This is a genomic window from Agrobacterium sp. rho-8.1 (assembly GCF_033957725.1).
GTDB lineage: Bacteria > Pseudomonadota > Alphaproteobacteria > Rhizobiales > Rhizobiaceae > Agrobacterium.
In genome coordinates this window covers 775597-796131 of record NZ_CP192788.1, presented here as the reverse complement: position 1 = coordinate 796131, position 20535 = coordinate 775597, and the positions used below count along the sequence as shown (strand labels likewise).

Annotated in this window: 26 protein-coding genes; 5 read left to right on the top strand and 21 right to left on the bottom strand. The window is 61.1% G+C overall.

All coding sequences use genetic code 11. The features are described 5' to 3' along the window. Window positions 1-26: 26 nt before the first annotated feature. The 7 genes from RMR21_RS04000 to RMR21_RS03970 all read right to left on the bottom strand — a co-directional run bounded on the left by RMR21_RS04000 (window position 27) and on the right by RMR21_RS03970 (window position 7316). A complete protein-coding gene (locus tag RMR21_RS04000; protein WP_498669426.1) occupies window positions 27-296 on the bottom strand; it encodes a hypothetical protein in 270 nt (89 codons plus the stop codon). A gap of 203 nt (window positions 297-499) precedes the next feature. Continuing rightward, entirely contained in the window at window positions 500-706 is a 207-nt protein-coding gene (locus RMR21_RS03995) for a hypothetical protein (RefSeq protein WP_498669425.1), read from the bottom strand. A 41-nt stretch (window positions 707-747) separates the two neighbouring features. Beyond that, complete coding sequence (locus tag RMR21_RS03990; protein WP_498669424.1) at window positions 748-4545, bottom strand: baseplate multidomain protein megatron; 3798 nt, start codon at window positions 4543-4545, stop codon at window positions 748-750. Window positions 4546-4548: 3 nt separating this feature from the next. Beyond that, window positions 4549-4983 carry a C40 family peptidase gene (locus tag RMR21_RS03985; protein WP_498669423.1) on the bottom strand — a complete coding sequence of 145 codons (435 nt, stop codon included), beginning with the start codon at window positions 4981-4983 and terminating at the stop codon, window positions 4549-4551. After that, window positions 4980-5864: a phage/gene transfer agent baseplate hub protein gene (locus RMR21_RS03980; protein WP_498669422.1), complete on the bottom strand. Its 885-nt coding sequence runs from the start codon at window positions 5862-5864 to the stop codon at window positions 4980-4982. Before RMR21_RS03980 ends, RMR21_RS03985 begins: the two co-directional genes overlap by 4 nt. Further along, the gene (locus RMR21_RS03975) at window positions 5861-6493 is read right to left on the bottom strand and encodes a phage distal tail protein, Rcc01695 family (RefSeq protein ID WP_498669421.1); all 633 of its coding nucleotides are present in this window, start codon (window positions 6491-6493) and stop codon (window positions 5861-5863) included. The genes RMR21_RS03980 and RMR21_RS03975 overlap by 4 nt, the downstream gene beginning before the upstream one ends. A 244-nt stretch (window positions 6494-6737) precedes the next feature. Further along, on the bottom strand, window positions 6738-7316 hold the full coding sequence (locus RMR21_RS03970; RefSeq protein WP_498669420.1) for a phage tail tape measure protein: 579 nt from the start codon (window positions 7314-7316) through the stop codon (window positions 6738-6740). Between the two features lie 101 nt (window positions 7317-7417). Here RMR21_RS03970 and RMR21_RS03965 point away from each other — a divergent pair, with 101 nt between their 5' ends. Together RMR21_RS03965 and RMR21_RS03960 are read left to right on the top strand one after the other, a co-directional pair. Further along, the gene (locus RMR21_RS03965; RefSeq protein ID WP_498669419.1) at window positions 7418-7645 is read left to right on the top strand and encodes a DUF4160 domain-containing protein; all 228 of its coding nucleotides are present in this window, start codon (window positions 7418-7420) and stop codon (window positions 7643-7645) included. Beyond that, window positions 7638-8054, top strand: coding sequence for a DUF2442 domain-containing protein (locus RMR21_RS03960; RefSeq protein ID WP_498669418.1), 417 nt, complete (start codon window positions 7638-7640; stop codon window positions 8052-8054). Before RMR21_RS03965 ends, RMR21_RS03960 begins: the two co-directional genes overlap by 8 nt. Here the strand turns inward: RMR21_RS03960 and RMR21_RS03955 are convergent, their stop codons facing one another. The 14 genes from RMR21_RS03955 to RMR21_RS03890 all read right to left on the bottom strand — a co-directional run bounded on the left by RMR21_RS03955 (window position 8055) and on the right by RMR21_RS03890 (window position 17858). Next, window positions 8055-8273 (bottom strand): rcc01693 family protein, encoded by a 219-nt coding sequence (locus RMR21_RS03955; RefSeq protein WP_498669417.1) that lies wholly within the window; start codon window positions 8271-8273, stop codon window positions 8055-8057. Then, entirely contained in the window at window positions 8273-8635 is a 363-nt protein-coding gene (locus RMR21_RS03950) for a gene transfer agent family protein (protein WP_498669416.1), read from the bottom strand. The genes RMR21_RS03955 and RMR21_RS03950 overlap by 1 nt, the downstream gene beginning before the upstream one ends. After that, window positions 8635-9042 (bottom strand): phage major tail protein, TP901-1 family, encoded by a 408-nt coding sequence (locus tag RMR21_RS03945; protein ID WP_498669415.1) that lies wholly within the window; start codon window positions 9040-9042, stop codon window positions 8635-8637. The genes RMR21_RS03950 and RMR21_RS03945 overlap by 1 nt, the downstream gene beginning before the upstream one ends. A gap of 22 nt (window positions 9043-9064) precedes the next feature. Beyond that, window positions 9065-9466 carry a DUF3168 domain-containing protein gene (locus RMR21_RS03940; protein ID WP_498669414.1) on the bottom strand — a complete coding sequence of 134 codons (402 nt, stop codon included), beginning with the start codon at window positions 9464-9466 and terminating at the stop codon, window positions 9065-9067. After that, complete coding sequence (locus RMR21_RS03935) at window positions 9463-9798, bottom strand: phage head closure protein (RefSeq protein WP_498669413.1); 336 nt, start codon at window positions 9796-9798, stop codon at window positions 9463-9465. Before RMR21_RS03935 ends, RMR21_RS03940 begins: the two co-directional genes overlap by 4 nt. 3 nt (window positions 9799-9801) lie before the next feature. Beyond that, entirely contained in the window at window positions 9802-10371 is a 570-nt protein-coding gene (locus RMR21_RS03930) for a head-tail connector protein (protein WP_498669412.1), read from the bottom strand. 329 nt (window positions 10372-10700) lie between these two features. Next, window positions 10701-11915, bottom strand: coding sequence for a phage major capsid protein (locus RMR21_RS03925; RefSeq protein WP_498669411.1), 1215 nt, complete (start codon window positions 11913-11915; stop codon window positions 10701-10703). A gap of 48 nt (window positions 11916-11963) precedes the next feature. Then, complete coding sequence (locus tag RMR21_RS03920) at window positions 11964-12536, bottom strand: HK97 family phage prohead protease (RefSeq protein ID WP_498669410.1); 573 nt, start codon at window positions 12534-12536, stop codon at window positions 11964-11966. Between the two features lie 44 nt (window positions 12537-12580). Then, complete coding sequence (locus RMR21_RS03915) at window positions 12581-12901, bottom strand: DUF6107 family protein (RefSeq protein ID WP_498669409.1); 321 nt, start codon at window positions 12899-12901, stop codon at window positions 12581-12583. Window positions 12902-13312: 411 nt separating this feature from the next. After that, window positions 13313-14476, bottom strand: coding sequence for a phage portal protein (locus RMR21_RS03910; RefSeq protein WP_498669408.1), 1164 nt, complete (start codon window positions 14474-14476; stop codon window positions 13313-13315). Between the two features lie 72 nt (window positions 14477-14548). Continuing rightward, window positions 14549-14857: a Dabb family protein gene (locus RMR21_RS03905; RefSeq protein ID WP_498670066.1), complete on the bottom strand. Its 309-nt coding sequence runs from the start codon at window positions 14855-14857 to the stop codon at window positions 14549-14551. A gap of 40 nt (window positions 14858-14897) precedes the next feature. Beyond that, on the bottom strand, window positions 14898-15536 hold the full coding sequence (locus tag RMR21_RS03900; RefSeq protein ID WP_498670065.1) for a hypothetical protein: 639 nt from the start codon (window positions 15534-15536) through the stop codon (window positions 14898-14900). A 470-nt stretch (window positions 15537-16006) separates the two neighbouring features. Next, window positions 16007-17266, bottom strand: a complete 1260-nt coding sequence (locus RMR21_RS03895; protein ID WP_498670064.1) for a DNA-packaging protein — start codon at window positions 17264-17266, stop codon at window positions 16007-16009. A 73-nt stretch (window positions 17267-17339) separates the two neighbouring features. After that, window positions 17340-17858 carry a hypothetical protein gene (locus tag RMR21_RS03890; RefSeq protein ID WP_498669407.1) on the bottom strand — a complete coding sequence of 173 codons (519 nt, stop codon included), beginning with the start codon at window positions 17856-17858 and terminating at the stop codon, window positions 17340-17342. 262 nt (window positions 17859-18120) lie between these two features. Between RMR21_RS03890 and RMR21_RS03885 the strand changes: the two genes are divergently transcribed. The 3 genes from RMR21_RS03885 (at window position 18121) to RMR21_RS03875 (ending at window position 20526) form a co-directional block, all read left to right on the top strand. After that, window positions 18121-19758: an alpha/beta hydrolase gene (locus tag RMR21_RS03885; protein ID WP_498670063.1), complete on the top strand. Its 1638-nt coding sequence runs from the start codon at window positions 18121-18123 to the stop codon at window positions 19756-19758. 61 nt (window positions 19759-19819) lie between these two features. Continuing rightward, entirely contained in the window at window positions 19820-20128 is a 309-nt protein-coding gene (locus RMR21_RS03880) for a type II toxin-antitoxin system MqsR family toxin (RefSeq protein WP_498669406.1), read from the top strand. Next, a complete protein-coding gene (locus RMR21_RS03875) occupies window positions 20125-20526 on the top strand; it encodes a type II toxin-antitoxin system MqsA family antitoxin (RefSeq protein ID WP_498669405.1) in 402 nt (133 codons plus the stop codon). The genes RMR21_RS03880 and RMR21_RS03875 overlap by 4 nt, the downstream gene beginning before the upstream one ends. Window positions 20527-20535: the final 9 nt, after the last annotated feature.

The following is a 20535-nucleotide window of genomic DNA, read 5'->3' as shown; positions in this document are numbered from 1 at the left end:
ATCAGAAATTTAGGGATTGCGACGGTCTACATCGGGACGCGCATCGTCACCTTGCGAGGGCGCTCGCCATTGCCCTGCACCAGCACGGTCACGACACAATTCTGGCCGTCATTGGAAGGGTAAACCGAAAGAAGCTGGCCGCCGGTTTCGCGCACCACCCGCGATACGGCCGAGCTGCAGTCGCTTGCAACCTGATGTACGCGTGCCGCCGATGGCGCACCCTGGACATCAGCCTGCGGCGCAGGAAAGCCGGAAAGCCCGGCTGCAAGCGTCGCGATGATGAGAGGTGATGCCATTGCAAAAAACTTCCAAAGAAAACTGGGATGCACGGGAAACGAATTCCTGGCCAAATATGTATCGCAAAGCGTCTGAATGGCAAATGAATGTGGAGTGTGGTGGATTTGCGTGATGTGAGCCACGACGCGCGTGGCTCACATCTGTCCTTCATGACGAAGAGGGCGGGGGCAGCCACGCGCGCTAACCCTTAAAACGTACAATCCTACTGAATCGCACGCGTCGCAGCCAACCGCCCATAGAGCGCAATCAAACCGCCCACACCACCCGCCACCGTCATCAGCCCTTCGGCTAGATCGTTTTCGAACCCCGCCGGCAGGTTCAGGCCAATCACATGCAGCAGTGGTGCCGCCACCGCAACCAAAGCGCCCCAGACGGTTTTGGATTGGTACCAGGCTTTTGTCTCGGTCATACTCTACCCTTTCTCGGTTGACGTTATCGTGATTAAGAAATTCAAAGGCTCAAACTCGCGCTGGCGGCAATGCCCAGTGGCACCGCACGGCCAAGCTGGCGCACCGTGATCGAAAGCGTGGTCTGCGCCGCGCCGAAATCCGCCATCTCATCGTTGACGGCATAGAGGCAGCTGGCGGCGGCGACCTCCATCGTGCGGCGAACCGCACCGTTGGCAAGCACCTCGATACGGTATCGTTCGGACACTTCATCGAGTGGAATATCGGCGGCGTCCCAGCCATCGGCCTCAACCCGCCCGCGCCGTACCCATGTCAACAGCACGCCGTCTGCCCCGCGCTTACCTCGCAAATGCACCGGTGCCAGCGGCGTTTCGGCCCGCATTCCGCCTGCAAAAGTAAATGGCCCGACACTCGCGATTTGCGCGCCTGCCGCCTCGATGATCCAGTTCAGTCGCAGGCCCCTCTCGTCCCCGCGCAGGCCCATCGCAACGACACCCGCATCCAGAATGACGACCTCAGCTCCGTTAACTGCGCCTGATGCCATCGCGTCCTCCGTCCCGACAAGGCCGCGCAGGAGCCGGGTCAAACGCCACCGCTTTGCAGCGATCTCTTCCGCCTTTGCAAAAGCGGCAACCTCCCACGCACCATTGGCACAACGAATGGCAATACGGTTGGCGCCGTTCAGAACGGCAAGGTCGGAGACTGACGCCAGATCGCCATAGGGCAACGTCATCTCGATCGCGTCCGCACTGTTGAACCGCCCGATGACACCCCTTGGCACAGGACCCACCAGCGAACCGATTTTCGCGGGTTGGTCCAACATGGCCCTCGTCTCGTAACCTTCGGGCCCCGCAGACGCAGACAGCACCATTCGCCGCCAAGGCTTGGCAAAGGCCGCAACCCGCGCAAACGCCTGGGCATCGCCAGTTTCGTATCGCGGCATATCCATCAGGACGATATCCGGATCGAACCCGCTCGAAGCGTTACCACCGCCATCGCGCGGCGCCTCGACTGCGCCAGACACCGTGCTGACGGCGATTGAAAACTCCCGCGCCTCGACGCGCCTGACATCGCCATCCTCGATCCGGCTCACCAGAAAGCGACCGGTCGGCCCACCAGCCAACTCCACGCAGTCACCGGCATCGAGGGCGATCTCGCTGGGTCCAATCGAAAAGCTCACCGTGCGGCGCGCCAACCGGTTGTCACGCAGCAACGCTTCCACAGCATTCTGCGCCGTTTCCTGCGCAACGACGGCACCGATATCATACCGCAGCACCCGGTTTCCGGCATTGTCGATGCGGCGGGACCGTACGCTCGCCTGTTCGTAATCCAGCGTCGGATTGAACGCCGTCAGCACTGCTTCGGCTGCAAAATCACTTTCATGCCCACGCGCCTCCGACCAGAGTGCTGTGTCCTCGATATCCGCATAGGCGGAAATCACCCTCGTCTTGGTCGCAGCACGCCCGCGTGAAACGAACCGAAGCTTCGCCCCATCCTCGATCGCATCAACCTGAAACGCGTCCAGCAGCGGCTCGAGCAGACTGCGCGCCGCCGTCACATCGCCCTGCGCATAACCGGCCACATCGCCGGTCACGGCAGAAACGTCGAAATCCGCAAAACCGTGATCGCTCAACACTGCGGCGATGAGATCGGCCAGCGTGGTCGCCCCCAGCCTACCATTCAGCCAATGTCCGGTGCGCCAATTGCTGCCATCGTTCCAAATCGTGGTGTCCTGCGGAAAGGCAGGATACGGTCGCGCATCCCATGTCCAGACGAAAATCCTTGCGGGATCGACCATATCCTGAAGGGCAGAACCGCCTGTCCAATGGTCATGATGCGCCTCCAGAAACCGCCTCTGCTGGCTGTCTGAGCGCATACGGCTAGAAAAATAGGGGTAGGCGCTCTCTGCTGATTTTGGATCGATGAAGGTGTTGGGCCGGTTGGCGCCCTTGTCGATCGCCGGGCAGCCAAGTTCGGTAAACCACAACGGCTTCATGCCCGGAACCCACGCGGTCGGTGCTGTCTTTTCCACCCCGCCCACCCGGTCATAATGCCGGTTGCGCCACCAGCCGACCAGATCCTTATTGCGATAGACCCAGGGCTTGCCCTTCAATCCATCGGAAATGGTGCTGCGCTTGCGGCTCGTCCGGTCAGCGTCACTGGCATAGTACCAAGAAAATCCCTCGCCGCCTTCGATAGCACGGCCAAATCCCGCCGCATCATCGGCGCCGTCAAACCCATCCGGGTTCCCGGTCTGCACATCCTCGTCGCGCCAGTCTGACAGCGGCATATAGTTGTCGATACCGACCGCATCGATCGAAGAGCTTGCCCACAGTGCATCGAGATTGAAGAACACATCGCCTGAGCCGTCTGTCGGATGATATCCGAAATATTCGCTCCAGTCGGCTGCATAGGTCAGCTTCGTCGAAGCTCCCACAACGGCGCGCACATCCGCCGCCAACCGCACCAGTTCTTCCACAAAAGGAAAGGCATTTGCCTGATCGCAAACCCGCGTCAGCCCGCGCAGTTCCGAACCGATCAGGAAAGCGTCCACGCCGCCCGCCTGTTTCGCCAGCGCCGCGTAATGCAGCACCATGCGGCGATATCCATCCGCACGATTGCAGAATGTCGAGATTTGAGCCCGTCCCGCCGCCGTGCCGTCCACGCTTCCAGGCTGCCCCGCCGCCGGATGACAGGTAATCTTGCCGCGCCAGCCATAGGCATCCTGCTGCCTGTTGCCATAGGGGTCCGGCAACCCATTGTCGGCTGGCACGTCCATCATCACGAACGGATAGAGACACACCTTCAACCCACGCGCCTTCAGGTCTGCAATCGCCTGCAACACGCTTGCATCGCTCGGTGTCCCGCCATAGGCCGGACCGCCATCGCGCTGGCTCACAGGCCACGCCTGCCCGCGGTTGACGCCTGCGACAGACCATCGGATGCTCTCACGGTTGCGGGACGCCACCTCCACACCCGGCAAAACGCGGCATTCCCCGGCGCGCATATCGGTCCCGAACCACGTCACCACCAGCGCGACGCTTGTCAGATTGGGGCATAGCGCCTGCAGTTCGTCGAGGGAGGCCTGCCAGTCCGTTGCGGCCGTCAGTGTGTGGCGGTTCATCACCCGGCTTTCGCCCGCGCCCGTCCGCTCGGAGACGGCAACCGTCGCATAGCCATGCTCTGTCGCGCCCGGTATCACCGTCACGGCACGGATCTGGTTTTCCAGCTTGCCGATCGGTCTCACCACTTCGAACTGCAGCAACGGAATGCGATTGCCGAAGCTGTCGAGCGGCAACCGCTCGAACACGACGTAGGACAGGCCGCGATACGCTGGCGCATTGCCCGCCCCTTGTTTTGCTTCGATCAACGGGTCGGGACGCTGCGTGTCGCTTCCAGAGTAGAACCGCATCTCGATGCCGGTCAGGTCCAACTCCTGTCCGTCCGCCCATACACGCCTGACCATCGCGGTTTCGCCTTCGCACAGGCCAACCGCTAGGTTTGCAAAATAGCTGTAGGTTTCGACGGTGGTCGTGCCACTGCTGTTGCTTTTTCCACCCCGCCTTTCCCGCGTCATGTTTTCCTCAAAACGCGTTGCCCAGATCAACGTACCTCCGATGCGCACCGTGCCGTAAGCCCGTGCGATCGCAACCCCTTCGTCTGCCCCGGGAATACGAGCCGTGGAGAGCCGCGCACCCGTTACCGTTCGCGATGATGACAGCAGGGCGCTATCCACCGCGCTACCCGCCAATGCCCCGGCCGCCCTGCCGATGATCGTGCCAACCGGCCCGAAAATACTGCCAAGGGCAGCGCCTGCCGCCTGTAAAACAAGGGTTGCCATCACTCACCTCTGCGGAAATCGGAATATGCCAGCGATACGTTTTCTCCACGAAGGCACCAGGGCCGAGCGCAGCACGGAGGCCCCTTCATAGGCGTGAATGAAGTGGTCGGCATCGGCCAGAATGCCCACATGCTTGGCCGCGAAATCCGGGCGCCAGCGAAACAGCAGCATGTCGCCCGGCAGCGCGTTTGCCATGCTGGCAACCGGGAGAAAATGCCGCAACGCGGCGGCCAACAACCGGTCCTCGCCACCTCGCTCGGCCCAGTCGCGCGCGTAAGGCGGCGGCAATTCCGGCTCATCTCCGTAAAGCTCGCGCCAGAGGCCGCGCACCAGCCCCAGACAATCGCAACCAATACCTTTCAGGCAGGCCTGATGCCGGTACGGCGTGCCGATCCAGCTATCGGCCATCACCAGAACCCGTTCACCGATGTCGCTCATGAAAACAGTGCTCCACCATCGTGCTGGGTGCGGCTCGTCACATAGGAATAGGCGAAATCCGCTCCCGGCATATGCGGAAAGCCACGAAAATTCAGGTGGTTGGCGAATTTCGCCTTGCAGGTTGCAAAGCTCTTGTCGCATCCCGCCACCACGGTGAATGTGTCACCCGCCTGTGCTGACGCCTCCAGCGGTAGCCAGAAACTGAAGCTTGCGACGGCGTCCCGCAGCGTATGGTCATCGAGGTCGAAACTGCGGCCTGCATTCGGGCCGCTTGAAAACGCCAGCTTACCCTGCCTGAAAAACCCTTCTGCAAAACCCGCCAGCCCCGACACCGAAATCCGTCCGGTACCATCGACGGAAATCACCGTGCCCGCAGCCTGAAACGCCGCGACATTGGCTCCACATCTGGCATCACCAAGCGCCGCATCACATCGCCTGCCATAGACGCGACCCTGCGGCTGGCTCAGCCTGTGGGCGAAACTGCGCAACTCCGCCTTGAAGGCGCCGCCTGCCCGCGTTACCTCGCCGATCTCGCGCACCTTCAGCAACACATGCTGCTGCGGCACCTGCCAGTTAACGCGGTAGAGCTCCACGCGCGCGCCGTCATAGCGACCCGCCGCCAGATCAACTTCGCTCACCGCCTCGCTGGAAAACCCGCCCGCGACCTCACCGCTGCTGGCCGCCAAGCCTGTCTCGCTGTCGTTTTCGCCAGCCTGAAAACCGCTTGCGGCCACATAGGTCACTCCATCAAACGTCAGTGCCTCGTCATGTTCGGTAAACCCCAACACAGCGCCGTCGCGAAGGCTGACCTTCCAGCAATGGCACGTCGTCGTCGCCTCGCCCTCCAGATGTGCTGCAAAATCCTCTGGAACTGTCTTCACGGCAAAATCTCCACCAGTGGAATGGAAGGAATGCGCCCGGCCTCGAAGGTTGCAAGGCTCACATCAATGCGATCGATATCAAACCGCACAGGCACATCGAACTCGAAACCCGCCCTGACAGCCGCACCCGCCGCAGGCACGTGGCCTGCCGCAAAGGTCACGATGCCGGTCGCGTGGTCGGTGCTGAAACTCGTCGTCGCAATACCGTTCACCGAAACCACCACGGAGCCCTCAACCGGTTTGGCAATGGTCCGTGTCCAGCCCCCGCCCGCATCGGCATAGGTCTTCACCAAAGGAAACGCCGCCGTCACCCCGTCGCCGGTCCCAATCCGCTGATCCATCGCGCTCGGCACTGTCAGCGGTGGGCAGGACCGGAAATCCACAGGGTCACGAAACCGGAACCCATGAAGTTGCCCGCCCCGCGCTTCGAAAAACGCCAGCACGGCGTAGAGGTCACCCACAGAGCGAACACCGGACCCCGCATCATAAGCCCGCCGTGAATTGCGCCACCTTTGGTTCCGGTTTTCTCGCCCATTGGACAGGTTGACGATATCCGTCCGCCGCACCGGCCCGCCACTGGTTCCCAGTGCCAGCCGCAACGGAAACCGCACCTCATGAAATGCCGTCATGATTTTGATTTTCCTGGATTAAAATGAGATTTTACTCAAGCGCGGCAGCGGGCTTGGCTCACCTCCCTCTGTCCTGCCGGACATCTCCCCCTAAAGGAGGGAGATCGGCTGGGAGCAAACGCCCGCTTTACCAGCAGCGTTCAAGATGGGCGGAAGCTAACCACGAATCGATCTCCCCACCTGTGGGGGAGATGTCCGGCAGGACAGAGGGGGGGTAAGCCACAAACTCAACGCTAAATGACTCTCACAGCCCCCGCTGCCCGCGTCCGACGCTCCGCGCCAGCATTGCGGCAATCTGCCCTTCGCTACGCCGAAAACTCGCCGCATCGCTCGCCGTCACGTTGAACACGATCTGCGTGCCGCTACCCCCACCGGCGGACGCCACGCCCAGCGAACCATCCGCCCCACGCTTCAAGGGCAAAATCGCCTCGCTGCCCGCCTCACCCATCAGCCCCATATCGCCACCCATCGGAAAAAACGTCGGGCTGGACACCACGCCACCCTCGGCAAACGGCGTCACCCGCCCCGGCACGCCGCCATTGGCAAACGCGAAAAGCGATCCCGCACCAGAGGCAAGATTGCTGACGGCGGAGGACAGCATATTCTCCAGCGGCTTCAATCCGGCAGACAGCGCAATATTGGACAGCCGCAGGCCCAGCCCCTGCAAGACGCTGTCCAGCCCCTTGCCGCCGACGGTTGCCGCCTGCAGGGCAGATGTCAGCGCCGAGCCAAACCGCTGCGACCGCCGCTTCAGATCGTCCATCACGGACGCCAAAGCCTCCGCCTCTTCGCGGTTACCCGCAAAATCCGTCTCATCCGCCATCGGCCTTGCCTTTCTGATTCAAGTTTGGAAGGTAGGGGATTGGAATGACGCAACAATTGCCACACAACTTGAAAAACCCAACTTGTTAGGTTAAATAGTGAATGGTTACTGTCCTTCGTCAGCACGGAATGCGTTTCGTCATCTATACCGCAGATCACGAGCCGCCCGACGTACATGTCTACGGTGAAGGCGAAAGCCGTATCGATATCGTCAATCTTGCAGTCATAACGCAGGGTGCCATGTCAGACCGGGATGTGCGGCGTGCAGTGGCTGTCATTGAAGAAAACCAGCGACTTTTTCTCGATATCTGGAGGCAATATCATGGTTGAAATCAGCGATCAGGAACTGGCACAGGCCAAAAAACGCTGGGCAGACGAACGCGCCGAACGCCCTGTGCCAAACGCTGTCCGGTTTGATCAGGCGTCGGAACGGGTCATCGTGGATTTCACCAATGGCGCATCCTTCATTTTTCCAGTCCGGTCCGTCGAAGGCTTGGAACTGGCAACATCCACGCAGCTTGCCGAAGTACAGCTTTTGGGCGAAACCGGCCTGCACTGGGAAAGCCTCGATGTGGATTACACGATCACTGGCCTGATGAGCGGCATATTCGGCAGCAGCGCCTTTATGGAATCGCAACGCCGTGGTGGCCAGAGCCGCTCAGTCGCAAAAGCCGCCGCCAGCCGCGCCAATGGCGCAAAGGGCGGACGTCCGAAGAAGGCCGCCAAGCCTTCGCCGTGACTAATTATCCGGAAACCGCCGCATCAACCCCTCCATACCAACCCGGTCCAGTCCGCCATCTTTGGCCCGCATCCCACCGGTCATGGCAAAAAACTCCACCGGGGTCAGCGCCCAGAACACATCAGGAGAAAGCCGCAGAAGGCTCAGGCCCGCATGGATCACCTGCCCCCAGGGAAAGGGCTGTGTCTCACGCGGTTTATCTGCACCCGCTGCGGCCATCAGGGGGATGGCGTGGCCTGTCCCTCTGCGCCGGTGCCCGCAAAGGTCGCGGTCAAAAGGTCGCCCACGATGGTCGCATAACCCGCAACACCACCTTCGATGCTCATCCCCGCCACATCGTCGTCGGACAGCACGTTGCCCGCGCCGCGTAGGCCAGAGCCGATGACGCGGATCATATCCGCAGATTTCATCCGGCCACTCGCGAACCGTGCTGCTAGGTCGGTCAGATCATCGGCTGCAAAGGCGGTTTCCAGTTCCGCCAGCGCCCCCAGCGTCAGGCACAGAATGCGCCTTTCGCCATCCAGCACCGCTTCCACCTCGCCCCGCCTACGGTTGGCGCGTCCAAAATTCGCCGCTCCCATCACAACGCTCCAAAGGTAATGGCACCGGCCGATTCCAGCGCGATCTCGAACTGAACCTCGCCGTCGTGCCGCCCGGAATATTCCAGCGCCGTCACCTGAAACGGCCCCGTCACCGTGCCGAAATCAGGGATAACAATCTGCCAGCCAGGAATGCTGCCCGCAAAAAACTGCCCGCGCACCAGCGCATCGCTCTGCTGGTCCTTGAATATGCCCGATGCCGTCAACCCTGCCCTCTGAATGCCTGCCCCCGCCAACAATTCCCGCCAGCGCCCGGCACTTTCCGCGTCTGTCACGTCAACGCTTTCGGCGTTGAATGCCAACCGCTTCGTGCGCAGCCCGGCAACGGTCACGAACGCCCCACCATTATCGATTTTCAGCAGCAGGTCTTTCCCCTTCTGCGTCACCATGGTTTTTCCTTTCGAATTGAGGTTACTCCGTCACCGCCCGAAACCGAATCTCCGTCAAAAACTGCTTCGACTTCGCTTGCCGCACCGAGCGGCTGTTGCGAAAGAACAGACTGACCAACGCAATTTCCCCGCCCAGCAAAAGCGGCGCGTCGTCAAGCAGGGCCAGAATGCGCACGGCGATGTCCTGCGCCAGTTTTCGCCCGCCCTCTTCGCTCCAGACTTCGATGGTCAGAAAATGCTCTTCACCGCGCTCGGAGCCTGTTGAATAATCGCGGCTTTCGATTTCGCCAAAGGCCACGCAGGGCAAAACCGCCCTCGGCAACAATCGGTCGATAATGCCGCTACGCCCCACCATCCCCACCAGCTCGGCATCGCGGACAAGCTGCGCATGCACGGCCTGCAACAGCGCATTGCCTGCCCTCATCGGCTTTCCTCCTCGCAGCGGCAGACGATGAAGCGGCCCGTTTCATCCGGGTCAATAACGGATCTTACCGCAAACACCCGTGCCCCTTTTCGAAACCGCATGCCCGCCTGGATATCATCGCGAAATCCGGCCCAGATCCGATGCGTGATCGCCACACCATCGGCGGAGGCCCGTTCGTAAGCGCCCTGCGAAACCGGCTCGATGGCCGCCCATAGAGACCGCAGAACCACCCACCCCGCCGTTACGCCGCCCTGCCCGTCGGGCAGATCGTCAGGCGTTTCAAGCTCCAGCCGCGCGGTCAGTTGGCCGGGGTCGAGAAAGGTCAGGTTCATCACTCAAAGCCCCAGTCTGCAGAATGGTGCGATTAGCCGCTCATATCCGCGCGGCACACCGGCGGGTTGGTCAGCAGGCGAAACCGCGCCGCGAAACGCATACATATGCGCAATGTGAACCAGCATCGCCCGCTTCAGCGTGTCCGGAACATCTGCACCGCTCTCTCCGAAACCAGCGGAAAAATCGATTTCGATGCCGTTCAGCGGCTGCCCCGGCGCAGGCGGCTGGCGTACCCACAACCGTGCGGGACGGCCCTCGACATCCAACAGTTTTTCGATTCCGGTCACATCGGAAGGGTCACCCGCATCATCGAAAACCAGAATCTTTTCGATGGCTTGCACGGGGCCTTTCGCAATCAGAATCACGCTGTTGAGGGGCCAGTCGTCGAGGTAAAGCCGAAAGCTCTGGCGCATCAGGCAAAGCCCGATCTGGCGCTCCAGATAGTCGCGCGCGGTGGCGATCAATGATGTCAGTAGCGCATCCTCATCGTCGCCATCCATCCGCAAATGCGCCTTCACATCGGCAAGCGTCAGCGCCTCCGCCTGTGGCGGAGTGAGTTGTGCATAGGTCATGGTCTCTCCGGGGGATTTGGGTGTCAGCTTCGTTGCAGCAGTACTGTCATCGCGTGTGGCACACCCCCCTCTGTCCTGCCGGACATCTCCCCCACAGGTGGGGAGATCGGCAAGACGCAAGCGCGCCACTCTCTCAGCAGCCTTCAAGAGGGGGCTGACGTCTCAACGAGTCGATCTCCCTCCTTGTGGGGGAGATGTCCGGCAGGACAGAGGGGGGGAAGCCACAAGCGATGACGTTTACGTTCGTCCTCCACCATGCCGGGCTAGCCCCGGCATGGCGAAAGCGCTAAAACCACTCAGCTCACCGCAAACTTCACCAGCTTCACCGCCTAGAAGTTCTGCACCCCGCCACCCACGCGCTTGGTGGTATAAAACAGCACATAGGGCTTGGCGGAATAGGGGTCGCGCAGAATGCGGATGCCGGTGCGGTCCACCACCAGATAACCGGCGCGGAAATCCCCGAACGCGATGGACGTGCTGTTTGCTGCCACATCCGGCATGTCCTCGGCCTCGGCCACCGGAAAGCCCATCAACAGTGCCGCCTGACCAGCGGAAGCTGGCGGTTGCCATATGTAGTTGCCTGTGGTGTCCTTGAAGCGACGCAGCGTGGATTGGGTCTTGCGGTTCATCAGGAAGGCGCCATTCTGACGATGCCCGGCTTTCAGCGAATAGACCGTGTCGATCAGCGTGTCCAGCGGCCCGGCAGAGGCAAAACCACCCGCCACACCCGTCGCCAGATAGCCGATCCTGCCCCAGCTCCAATCGCCGTTGGCCACCGTGTCATAGGCCAAAAGGCCCTTCGGCTTGTTCACGCCATCGCCGGAAATGAAGGCCGTCCCCTCCTGCTCGGCAAAAGCCACATCCACTTCAGAGGCAATCCATGCCTCGATATCGACAGCGGAATCATCCAGCAGCCCCTGCGTCGCCGCCGGCATTGCGTACAGTTCCATCGTCGGAAACGTCATCTCCGAAAGTTGCGGCGTGTTGGTCTGCGGCCGCGCCGCCGTTTCGGAAACCCAGCCGGTCACCATGCCGCTCGGCGCAAACGGCTTTTTCAGCACCGCACCGGAAACCTGCCGCACCGTTGCCAGCGCACGCATGGGCGAAACCACCGCCATGCGCCGGCCGATATCGCTGTCCGTTTCGTTGGGCAGCAAGTAGCCGCCATCCGCACCGCTACTTCCGGAAAACGCCTTGGCCTCCAGATCGCGCAGCGCGCCCTCGTCACCCCGGCGAATATAGGCCTCGAAGGCTGCCTTGTGCTCTTCGGTTTCTGCAGATGCCGCACCACGACGCCCCAGCGCAGGACGCGCCTTTTTCAGCGAAAGCTCATCCATCACCTTTTTGTTGTCGTCCAGCGCCTTGTCGATCCGGTCGAGCTTTTCACGGGTCAGGACATCGGACCCCATCTTTCGCTCGATATCACCGAGACGCTCGTCATTCGTTTCACGAAACGCCTCGAAGGCTTCCATGAAATCGTCGAACGCCGCCGTCATCGTGTCCGGCACGGCCTTGATCTGCGGTGCCACGGATTGTTCTGTCATCTTGTCTTCCTCTGTTGATATTTGTGTGGGAGGGGAGAAAGCGGCGTCTCACCGCCGGAAGCTACGATCCGCCAGGCTCTTCGCCATCAGGCGCATGGCACGCACCAACTCGGTCTCCCGGTCGCGAAAGAACCTGGAATGTTTGACGTTGGAAACGCGGGCCGATGGCAGCATGGGAAAGGTCACGACGGAGATTTCCCAGAGATCGGCCTCCAGAATGCGGCGAATGCCACCGCGCGCAGCCTTGCCCGCCCGCACCGTCTGGAAGCCGATGGAAAGCCCGTCCAGCGCACCCGTCTTCATCAGCGAATGCACCTCTTTCGCCCGCGCCACGCCAGGCGCCAGCACACCCTCCACGAACAGGCCGCGCTCATCCTCGCGAATGGTGCGCCATGCGCCGATCGGCTGGGCGGGGTCGTGCTGGTACAGCATGCGAATGCCAGCGGCTCCACGCTCCTCGATGGAGCGACTGAAAGCCCCCGGCTCGATCACGTCGCGCCCCAGATCCACCTCGCCGAACACGCTGGCATAGCCGGAAAACGTGCCGTCAAAGGCAATGTCGCGCAGTTCCAGATTGGCAAATTTGCGCGTGGCGGGCCGTGGCCCGCGATAAGCGTGCATGAAATTCTCCTGCGATTTTGAGGAATTTGCGCTGACGGATCAGCTCAGAGCTTGGGCCGCGCCGAATAGCGCTCGGCAATCCGCACCATCACGCCCAGCCCCCACCATGCGCAAAGGCTGGCAGCAGCAGAACCGGTCAGCATGATCTCCTGGCTCGAAAGCGCAGCGGAGATACCCAACCTTTGGGCGATCCACAGCCCCACCGGCCCGCCAAAGATCACGCCGCAGGCAAGCCCGGTCAAAAACCGGCTGGCCGCCTCACGGTGGGTCTGCGGCAGCAGATAGATCAAGGACACTCCGGCACCCGCCACGGCCCCGGTCAAGCGGGCAGCCCAGATGCTGCCCTCGTTGGCAAATTCAGACATGGGTAACCATTCCGGGTTAGAGTAGGCAAAGTTGCGCAGCGGATGCCTTGCACCCGCAGTAGAATTTTTTGCAGTTTTCTCGAGTCATCGGAGCAGCTTGCGGGCAAACCTTCGCAGATCGATTCCGGTTGTTGAGACAGTGGTTCAACGGTGGAACCTCGCGCGATCGGGACAAATTCGATAGCGTTGTGTTCTTGGCAGCCCCCTCTGTCCTGCCGGACATCTCCCCCTCAAGGGGGGAGATCAAATCGCGGTTATCTCTCGGTTACATTGAGCGTTTAAAAGAGATTAATGAGTGCGCGCCCAGCCAATCTCCCCACCTGAGGGGGAGATGCCCGGCAGGGCAGAGGGGGGTAAAACCACACCCGCTGCCGTTTAATATGAAGCGACACTCCCGTGAGCCCCCCTCCCTCAATACCCCACAGCCTCCCGCTTCTCCTCATCGCTCAGAAACGCCGCCGCCCCCACCCGCGCCCACAGCGCATCCCGCTCGCTGGACAAGCCCGCAATCCTGTCAAGGTCCGGCTCCAGCCGCAACGCACCGTCGAACAGCGGTGCCAGCCAACTGGAGAGGCTCGCAGCCGTGCGGTTGATCAAAGGCAACACCGTCAGCCTGTAAAACGCCCGGTTGGCCTCCTGATAATTCGCATAGGTGTTGTCGCCGGGAATACCCAGCAGCATCGGCGGCACGCCGAGTGCCAGCGCAATGTCCCGCGCCGCACCATTCTTGGCCTCCATGAAATCCATGTCTTTGGGCGAGAGCCCCATGCTCTTCCAGTCCAGTCCGCCCTCCAGCAGCAGTGGGCGACCCGCATTGACAGCGCCTGCGTAACCCTCCTCCAGCTCCCGTTTCAGCCGCTCATACTGGTCGGTGGAGAGATTGCCGCCTTCTTTCGGTGGATAGACCAGCGCGCCGGAGGGACGGGCGGAGTTTTCCAGCAGCCGCTTGTTCCATATACTGGCGGCATTGTGCAGATCCAGCGCCGCACCCGCCGCCGCCAGTGGCGAAAACCCAGAGTGGTCATCTAGCGGGTTGAACAGCTTCAGATGCAGCAACCCCAGCCGATCACGATCCGCCGCAATCCGCCGCGCGGCGCGACCCTCGGCGCGGTAATCGAAGGCGGCTGGCCAACCATCGGCCCCTTCGATGATGCTGACGCGGTCCGGTCGCAGCAAATGCAGCTCGCGCAGGCGCTGCCCCACCATCAGCGGCTCGATATAGGCATTGCCGGACAGCAGCAGATGACCATAGAGCGCCTCGAAGAAATCCGGCCCGCTCATCTGCCCGTTGGGACGCGAAAGCAACCGCAACAAAGCATGCTCGCCAATCTCGTCGTCACCTTCATACAACAGCCAGCTGACGGACGCTGCAGCCTCCGCCACCATTCTGGCGGCCCGGTGCGCCACAGGGTTCTTCATGAACCCTTCGCGTGACAGCGCGCCATACCCCCGGCCAGACCAATGCGCCCGTCCCGCCTCACCAGAGAGCACCAGAAACCCGCCCGCCGCCTTTTCTTCGCGCACAACCGCACGCTCCACCGGGCGCCGCCACGGCAAAGAACCAAAAAATCGCATGGATATTTCCTTTGAAAGAAAACAAAAAAGCCACCCGTGGGGGTGGCTCAGATGGTGGGGCCAAAAGCTGACTTATCGTATCGGCACCTTCACCGCCCTGTCGCTGTCGAAATCAGCCGCCACACGCGTGTCGCGCAACGGCTTCACCGTATCGGTCGAAAGCGCATAGGCTGGGTCGGCCTTGTAGGCAGCAAGCGCCGCTTCGTTTTCGAATTCGCCGTAGACGATGAAGTCCACCGCATTGCCCCATTGGTCTTTCTTCACGTTCTCACCGATTTCCAGTTTCAGCGCGTGGGAAATGCCGGTCAGGCCGGAAAGCCCCGTGCGCACGGCCTCGCGGTTGGCTTCAGGCACAGTGAAGAAAACGATGTGGCGGATCATGGAAGCACCTGTCATGCAAAATCTCGGGTGGAAATCGCTATCATCCCACCGCTGGCTGTTCAATCAGGCTCGCCGTCAACGCCGCGTGAAACGTCTGGCCGTAACCGGCGATCAGCGCCGCGCGATCCGTGCCGTTGACGATGCCTCTGGCACCTTCCCAGTCGGCGCGCCGGGCATCGAAATATTGCGACAACCGCCTGCCGGTAAAGCTGCCGCGCAACATTCCCTCGACCAGAATGGTCGCGGAGACCTGCGGCTCCATCGCCCGCTCGGGCCGCTCCACGAGGTCGATGCCGGTCACAGCAGACATCGCCTCATAATTTCGCCTATGTGTCAGTTGAACCAGCCCGCGCCCCAGCCAGCTTTTTCCCTCGGCATCGCGCCGCCAATAGGGCGTGCGCACCTGGCCCAGTTGCCCAGCGGCATAGGCCCGGTCGAGAATGCGGATGGCGGCATCGTCGCTGGCAGCCAGCGTCTCGCGCACCGGCTGCATCGTCGCTGCAGTTTCGTGAAAGGCGGTTGCCAGCATGTAGGCCAAGTGACGAGCATCGCCATCGGGTGCTCTGTCGGCGAAGACATCGACGATCAGTTCGGTGCCCCGCACCTGCCCTGCGGTCAATCTCCCGGAAAAAGGAGCCGTGCGAATCATCGCAAAGAAACGCTGGATATCCAACACCATCATCGCCTGTCTCCATCATCGGTCATTAAACCTGAGGTTTTGATTTTTAAATTGCCACACCTAAATCGATTTAAAAAAATCCTAATCGATTTTATTTCTTGCGAACCGTTTTAAGGAAAAAATTTACCTTGAATTGGGGAACCTCTGGCCGCCTACTCTGTTTGACCCCGCGCAATGAACAGCGCCAACCCGCCAAGGAGGAATGCCATGAACGCGACGATCCCCCAGACGACCTATGACCGTCTCGAAAACGAATGGCGTCAGATGCGCGAAGTCAGCGCGCAGACAAAACCTTCGCAGGCTCCCAAGAAGTAATTTGGTCAGGGGCGTCAATCGCCCCGGCACTGGAATTTGAAACCGCTCGTGATAGGCCGTTATCGGCCTTCGCGGGCGCTCCGCGTTTTCGCAAATGCAGGCTTGAAGCGTGTCACGGGTTACCCCTCCCCCAAGGGGAAAGATTGTCGAAGCCCTCACATCCCTCGCACGCGTGGCTCGGCCATCGTGTCCATCGCCAGGGCCGTCAGCGCCCAGACCAGCGCATCCAGCCGGTCGGGTGACTTTTTCGAGGATAGACCGTCCGGGCCGAAATCGGTCATCTGGTCCTCCAGTTTTTCAAACCGGCCTGTATGGCGCACCCGGCCCTGCTCGTAGAGTGCCGCAACCGGTTCGGCGCGGGTAAACTTGCCCCGGCTGGCCCTCACCATGGTCACGGGCAGGTTGGCGTCGATGCTTTTCAGCATGGCACTCACCATCTCGCCGCCCTGGTTGACTTCCGCCACCACCCGGTCGGCCTCGAAACGATGATGCGCGGCCACCACGGCGCGTGCCCAGCCTGCCGGTGTCGCGCCCTCGGCGGAACAATCCGCCAGAACCCAGAACCGACCATCGATACCGATACCCGCCACCACGATGCCGCAGCAGGATCCTTCGCCACTTCCCGCTGGCGGGTCCACCGCCACCACGATCCGTGCCAGAGAATCCGGCCTGTCATCGAAAATCGCTTCGATATCCGCCCGCTTCCATAGCGCATCGTCGCGCTGGGCAATCAACTCGCCGTCCAGTTCCTGCCGCCCCAGCCGCGTCCCGCCATAGCGTTTCATCATGGCATCGATGAAACCGGGCGAAAGATTGGCCGCATTGTCATGGGTGCGCATCCGAACGACATGACTGCCTGGATCGGCCATCAGCGTCTTCAACAGCGGTATCGGCCTCGGCGTCGTGGTTATCAGTTGCTGCGGCCGGTCACCCAGTCGCAGGCCGAATTGCAGCATGTCCCAGGTTTCCTGCGCATACCGCCATTTCGCCAGCTCATCGGCCCAGGCAAAATGAAACTGCGGTCCACGCAGGCTTTCCGGGTCTTCGGAAGAGAAGATTTGCGCCATCGCCCCGTTCGGCCATATCAGCCTGCGACGAGACGCTTCGAAATCCGGCCTCTTTCGTCGGGCGATCCTGCAGATACCGGAAACGCCGTCGATCATCACCTCGCGGGCATCCCCCAGCGTTTCCGCCACCAGTGCAATCCGCAGATCGGAATGGTCGCCGGAGGACGCGATGCGATGCACCCATTCGGCCCCGGCCCGGGTTTTGCCGGAGCCGCGACCGCCAATCAGCAACCAGTTGCGCCAGTCACCGTCGGGCGGCTGCTGCACGAGGCTACCCACCATCCGCCAGTCGTATTTCAGCCGAAACACATGGTTACGCTGATGTCGTTCGGCCAGCAGAGTGTCCATACGCAACCGCATTTCCTCTCTGCGCACAGCGGGATCACCAGCGATGTACCCGCTCAGAACGGCCTTGGCCGCTTCATTTTGCGCTTTCAGCCGTTTGCTCGTTCGCAGGAACACCGGCTGCGACAAGCTTCGCCCGCACTTTTTGCTCGACGAGCTCATCAATCCGCCTTTGGAAAAAGGCGACCGCCTCTTCATAGTCCTGATTTTCCGCATCGCTTTCGGCGGCAACCTCTCGGTCGCGCGCCAATTGCCGTTGCAGCGTGTCGATCTTTTCCAGCGTGCGAACGATCAGCGACATCGCATCCGTCGCAGCCTTCACATCGGCCCGCGCCAATTTGGCCAGAGCCTCGTCAGCCGCACCATCCAGCGCAGGCCCCGCCCCTTCGCGCAATTCGCGAAAGAGCAGAAACTGCTCCCGCATCTCCGTCGTCATCTCATTCAGCAGCCGCCACAAGCCATCCGGCCCGTCAATGGTACCGGATGCGTCGTCAGGCGACTGAGATTTGGTTTCGAGCGTTGCGGTCAACGCATACACAGGTTTTTGTGGCCACTCGCGGTAGAGCGAGAGGTCGTCGTTGATTGTCGATGTCATCTGTTTTGCTTCCCCGGCTTCGGGGCAGTAGGGTGCGGCGGGCTATCTCTCCCGCAGGAAGAGAGGTAAACCGCCACCACCCACACGTCTCCGACTGTACCTAAACACTACCAAACGACCGTCACGCCGTCAAGGACTATTTTCCTATTTCACTGAAATTTATTCCGCAACTTTTCTTCCATACACCGCCGCGCCATATTACAGTGTCCCCGCCAACAACCGTGAAGGAAGCAAAATCTTGAGATGGATCAGTCGCTTGGTCATGCCGCTTTCCAGCACGGGCATCGTCGTCGGCACGGTGTTGCTGTGCGCGTCGCTGACGCCATCGCTGCTTCCCCGCACCTATGTCATGCAGGGGGTTCTGTGCGGCTTTTCCTTTGCCATCGGGTATCTCATCGGCGTTTTTCTGAAGGATGTCGCCATCTATCTCGGCCTGCCGCAGCCCTCGCGGCATGATAAGCGCGGTGTTCTCTTTGTCGTCTCGCTGGCGGCCGTCGTCGCCGCCGTGGGGTTTCTCTGGCAGGCGGCAACCTGGCAGAATTCCATTCGCGTGTTGATGGAGCTCGACCCGCTGGATAGTGCCCATCGGTTCAAAACTGGTGCCATCGCCATCGCCGTCTCTGCGCTTCTCATCGGTTTCGGACGGTTGTTCCAGATCGTGCGACGGCTGTTTTCCCTGCGCAGCCGCCGGTTTCTGCCGCGCCCGCTGGCCAATGTCGTCGGCATCGCAGCCGCCGCCGTCATCGCCGTTTTCTTGCTCAACGGGTTGATCGTGGATGTCGGTCTGCGGCTCATGGATAGTTCGCTCAAACAGGTGGACAGCCTCATCGAACCGGATGTGCCGCGCCCGTCCGATCCCATGAAAACCGGCAGCGACGCCTCGCTCATGTCGTGGGAATCGCTGGGTCGCCGCGGCCGTGAATTCGTCGCAACGGGTCCCCACAACACCGAGATTTCCGCCTTCACGGGCCGCCCGTCGATGGAGCCGATCCGCGTTTATGCCGGGTTGAACTCCGGCCAGACACCGGCAGAGCGCGCCAAGCTGGCATTGGAAGAACTGAAGCGCACCGGCGGCTTCGAGCGTGCGACGATGCTGGTCGTCGTCCCCACCGGTACCGGCTGGATCGATCCCGAAGCCATTGATACGCTTGAATATTTGCACAATGGTGATGTTGCCACAGTTGCCGTGCAATATTCCTACCTCTCAAGCTGGATTGCCTTGATGACGGAGCCGGATTACGGCGTGGAAACCGCCCGCGCGCTGTTTGAAACCATCTACGGCTACTGGACGACGCTGCCCAAGGAGACCCGCCCCAAACTCTACCTGCACGGCCTCAGCCTGGGTGCGCTCAACAGCCAGAAATCCTCGGATCTCTACGATGTGCTGGCCGATCCATTCCAGGGTGCGTTGTGGAGCGGCCCTCCCTTTTCCAGCCCCACATGGCGCATGGCCACATCAGGTCGCAACGAGGGCTCACCCTATTGGCTGCCGACCTTCCGGGATTCCTCCGTTATCCGCTTCGCCGACCAGTACACCAATGCCCACATGCCGGATAAGCCATGGGGGCCGATGCGCATCGTCTATCTGCAATATGCCAGCGACCCCGTAACCTTCTTCGAAGCCGCCTCCCTCTATCGCCGTCCGCAGTGGATGGCGCAGCCACGCGGCCGCGATATCTCCACATCCTTCCACTGGTTCCCGGTCGTCACCTCACTGCAACTGTTGCTGGACGTCGCCGCCGCCACCACCGCGCCCATGGGCTACGGCCATGTGTACGCGCCTGAACATTACATCGACGCCTGGCTGGAAGTCACCCAACCGCAAGGCTGGACACCGGAGGACATCCAGCGGCTGAAGATGGTCTTCAAGGCGAAACGAGGAAGTACGGACCCGGCGTGACGAGCTCGTCGTCTCGCAAAGTTCCGCCTTGCGCAATTACCCTTTAAGGGTAGTGTGAACCATGGAAAAACGGGTCGCCCACTACAATCTTCGAACCATCATCGCCACCGTGAAACGCCAGCGCGCCGCGGTCTTCACAAAGACCGCAATCGATGGTGGACGACGCGTGGACCTGACCGTCGCGGAAATGGTCGATGTCATTTGCAAGCTCGATGCCAAATGCCTCTTCAAATCCATGACAACCCACAGCGACACGGCCGTCTGGCAGGATATCTACCACGCCGATACACCCGGCGGCATGGCGCACATCAAGCTCACGCTTCGTGCAGATGGAGCATTGGTCATACAATTCAAGGAGTTACAGCCATGACTGAACTTTGCATGCGCTGCGATTCCGGCGCCATAATGGAGGTTTTTACCAGCGAAACCCACCGCATCGAACATCGCGAAATCGTCGCCAATGTGGAAGGACTCTCCGGCGTACGGTGTCCCACATGCGGCGAAATCGAATATGATGCACCAAGTGCCGAACGCTACGCCGCAGCCAGTGATGCATTGGCGCTGGAAGCGCGCCGCGCCACGGCAGACGAATTGCGCCGTATCCGCAAGAAACTGAAGATCAATCAGGCCGAGGCATCAAGACTGACCGGCGGTGGCCACAACGCCTTTTCGCGTTACGAAACCGGTAAGGTCGCCCCCACGCCCGCCGTCATCAACCTCTTCCGCCTGCTGGACAGGCACCCGGAAGACGTCAAAGAATTAAAGTAGGCATAAGGC

Bases quoted from the DNA above. Each gene is read 5' to 3' on its own strand.
- RMR21_RS04000 (WP_498669426.1), bottom strand. From the start codon at position 296: ATGGCATCACCTCTCATCATCGCGACGCTTGCAGCCGGGCTTTCCGGC.
- RMR21_RS03995 (WP_498669425.1), bottom strand. From the start codon at position 706: ATGACCGAGACAAAAGCCTGGTACCAATCCAAAACCGTCTGGGGCGCT.
- RMR21_RS03990 (WP_498669424.1), bottom strand. From the start codon at position 4,545: ATGGCAACCCTTGTTTTACAGGCGGCAGGCGCTGCCCTTGGCAGTATT.
- RMR21_RS03985 (WP_498669423.1), bottom strand. From the start codon at position 4,983: ATGAGCGACATCGGTGAACGGGTTCTGGTGATGGCCGATAGCTGGATC.
- RMR21_RS03975 (WP_498669421.1), bottom strand. From the start codon at position 6,493: ATGACGGCATTTCATGAGGTGCGGTTTCCGTTGCGGCTGGCACTGGGA.
- RMR21_RS03970 (WP_498669420.1), bottom strand. From the start codon at position 7,316: ATGGCGGATGAGACGGATTTTGCGGGTAACCGCGAAGAGGCGGAGGCT.
- RMR21_RS03965 (WP_498669419.1), top strand. From the start codon at position 7,418: ATGGTTACTGTCCTTCGTCAGCACGGAATGCGTTTCGTCATCTATACC.
- RMR21_RS03960 (WP_498669418.1), top strand. From the start codon at position 7,638: ATGGTTGAAATCAGCGATCAGGAACTGGCACAGGCCAAAAAACGCTGG.
- RMR21_RS03955 (WP_498669417.1), bottom strand. From the start codon at position 8,273: ATGGCCGCAGCGGGTGCAGATAAACCGCGTGAGACACAGCCCTTTCCC.
- RMR21_RS03950 (WP_498669416.1), bottom strand. From the start codon at position 8,635: ATGGGAGCGGCGAATTTTGGACGCGCCAACCGTAGGCGGGGCGAGGTG.
- RMR21_RS03945 (WP_498669415.1), bottom strand. From the start codon at position 9,042: ATGGTGACGCAGAAGGGGAAAGACCTGCTGCTGAAAATCGATAATGGT.
- RMR21_RS03940 (WP_498669414.1), bottom strand. From the start codon at position 9,466: ATGAGGGCAGGCAATGCGCTGTTGCAGGCCGTGCATGCGCAGCTTGTC.
- RMR21_RS03935 (WP_498669413.1), bottom strand. From the start codon at position 9,798: ATGAACCTGACCTTTCTCGACCCCGGCCAACTGACCGCGCGGCTGGAG.
- RMR21_RS03930 (WP_498669412.1), bottom strand. From the start codon at position 10,371: ATGACCTATGCACAACTCACTCCGCCACAGGCGGAGGCGCTGACGCTT.
- RMR21_RS03925 (WP_498669411.1), bottom strand. From the start codon at position 11,915: ATGACAGAACAATCCGTGGCACCGCAGATCAAGGCCGTGCCGGACACG.
- RMR21_RS03920 (WP_498669410.1), bottom strand. From the start codon at position 12,536: ATGCACGCTTATCGCGGGCCACGGCCCGCCACGCGCAAATTTGCCAAT.
- RMR21_RS03915 (WP_498669409.1), bottom strand. From the start codon at position 12,901: ATGTCTGAATTTGCCAACGAGGGCAGCATCTGGGCTGCCCGCTTGACC.
- RMR21_RS03910 (WP_498669408.1), bottom strand. From the start codon at position 14,476: ATGCGATTTTTTGGTTCTTTGCCGTGGCGGCGCCCGGTGGAGCGTGCG.
- RMR21_RS03905 (WP_498670066.1), bottom strand. From the start codon at position 14,857: ATGATCCGCCACATCGTTTTCTTCACTGTGCCTGAAGCCAACCGCGAG.
- RMR21_RS03900 (WP_498670065.1), bottom strand. From the start codon at position 15,536: ATGGTGTTGGATATCCAGCGTTTCTTTGCGATGATTCGCACGGCTCCT.
- RMR21_RS03895 (WP_498670064.1), bottom strand. From the start codon at position 17,266: ATGGACACTCTGCTGGCCGAACGACATCAGCGTAACCATGTGTTTCGG.
- RMR21_RS03890 (WP_498669407.1), bottom strand. From the start codon at position 17,858: ATGACATCGACAATCAACGACGACCTCTCGCTCTACCGCGAGTGGCCA.
- RMR21_RS03885 (WP_498670063.1), top strand. From the start codon at position 18,121: ATGCCGCTTTCCAGCACGGGCATCGTCGTCGGCACGGTGTTGCTGTGC.
- RMR21_RS03880 (WP_498669406.1), top strand. From the start codon at position 19,820: ATGGAAAAACGGGTCGCCCACTACAATCTTCGAACCATCATCGCCACC.
- RMR21_RS03875 (WP_498669405.1), top strand. From the start codon at position 20,125: ATGACTGAACTTTGCATGCGCTGCGATTCCGGCGCCATAATGGAGGTT.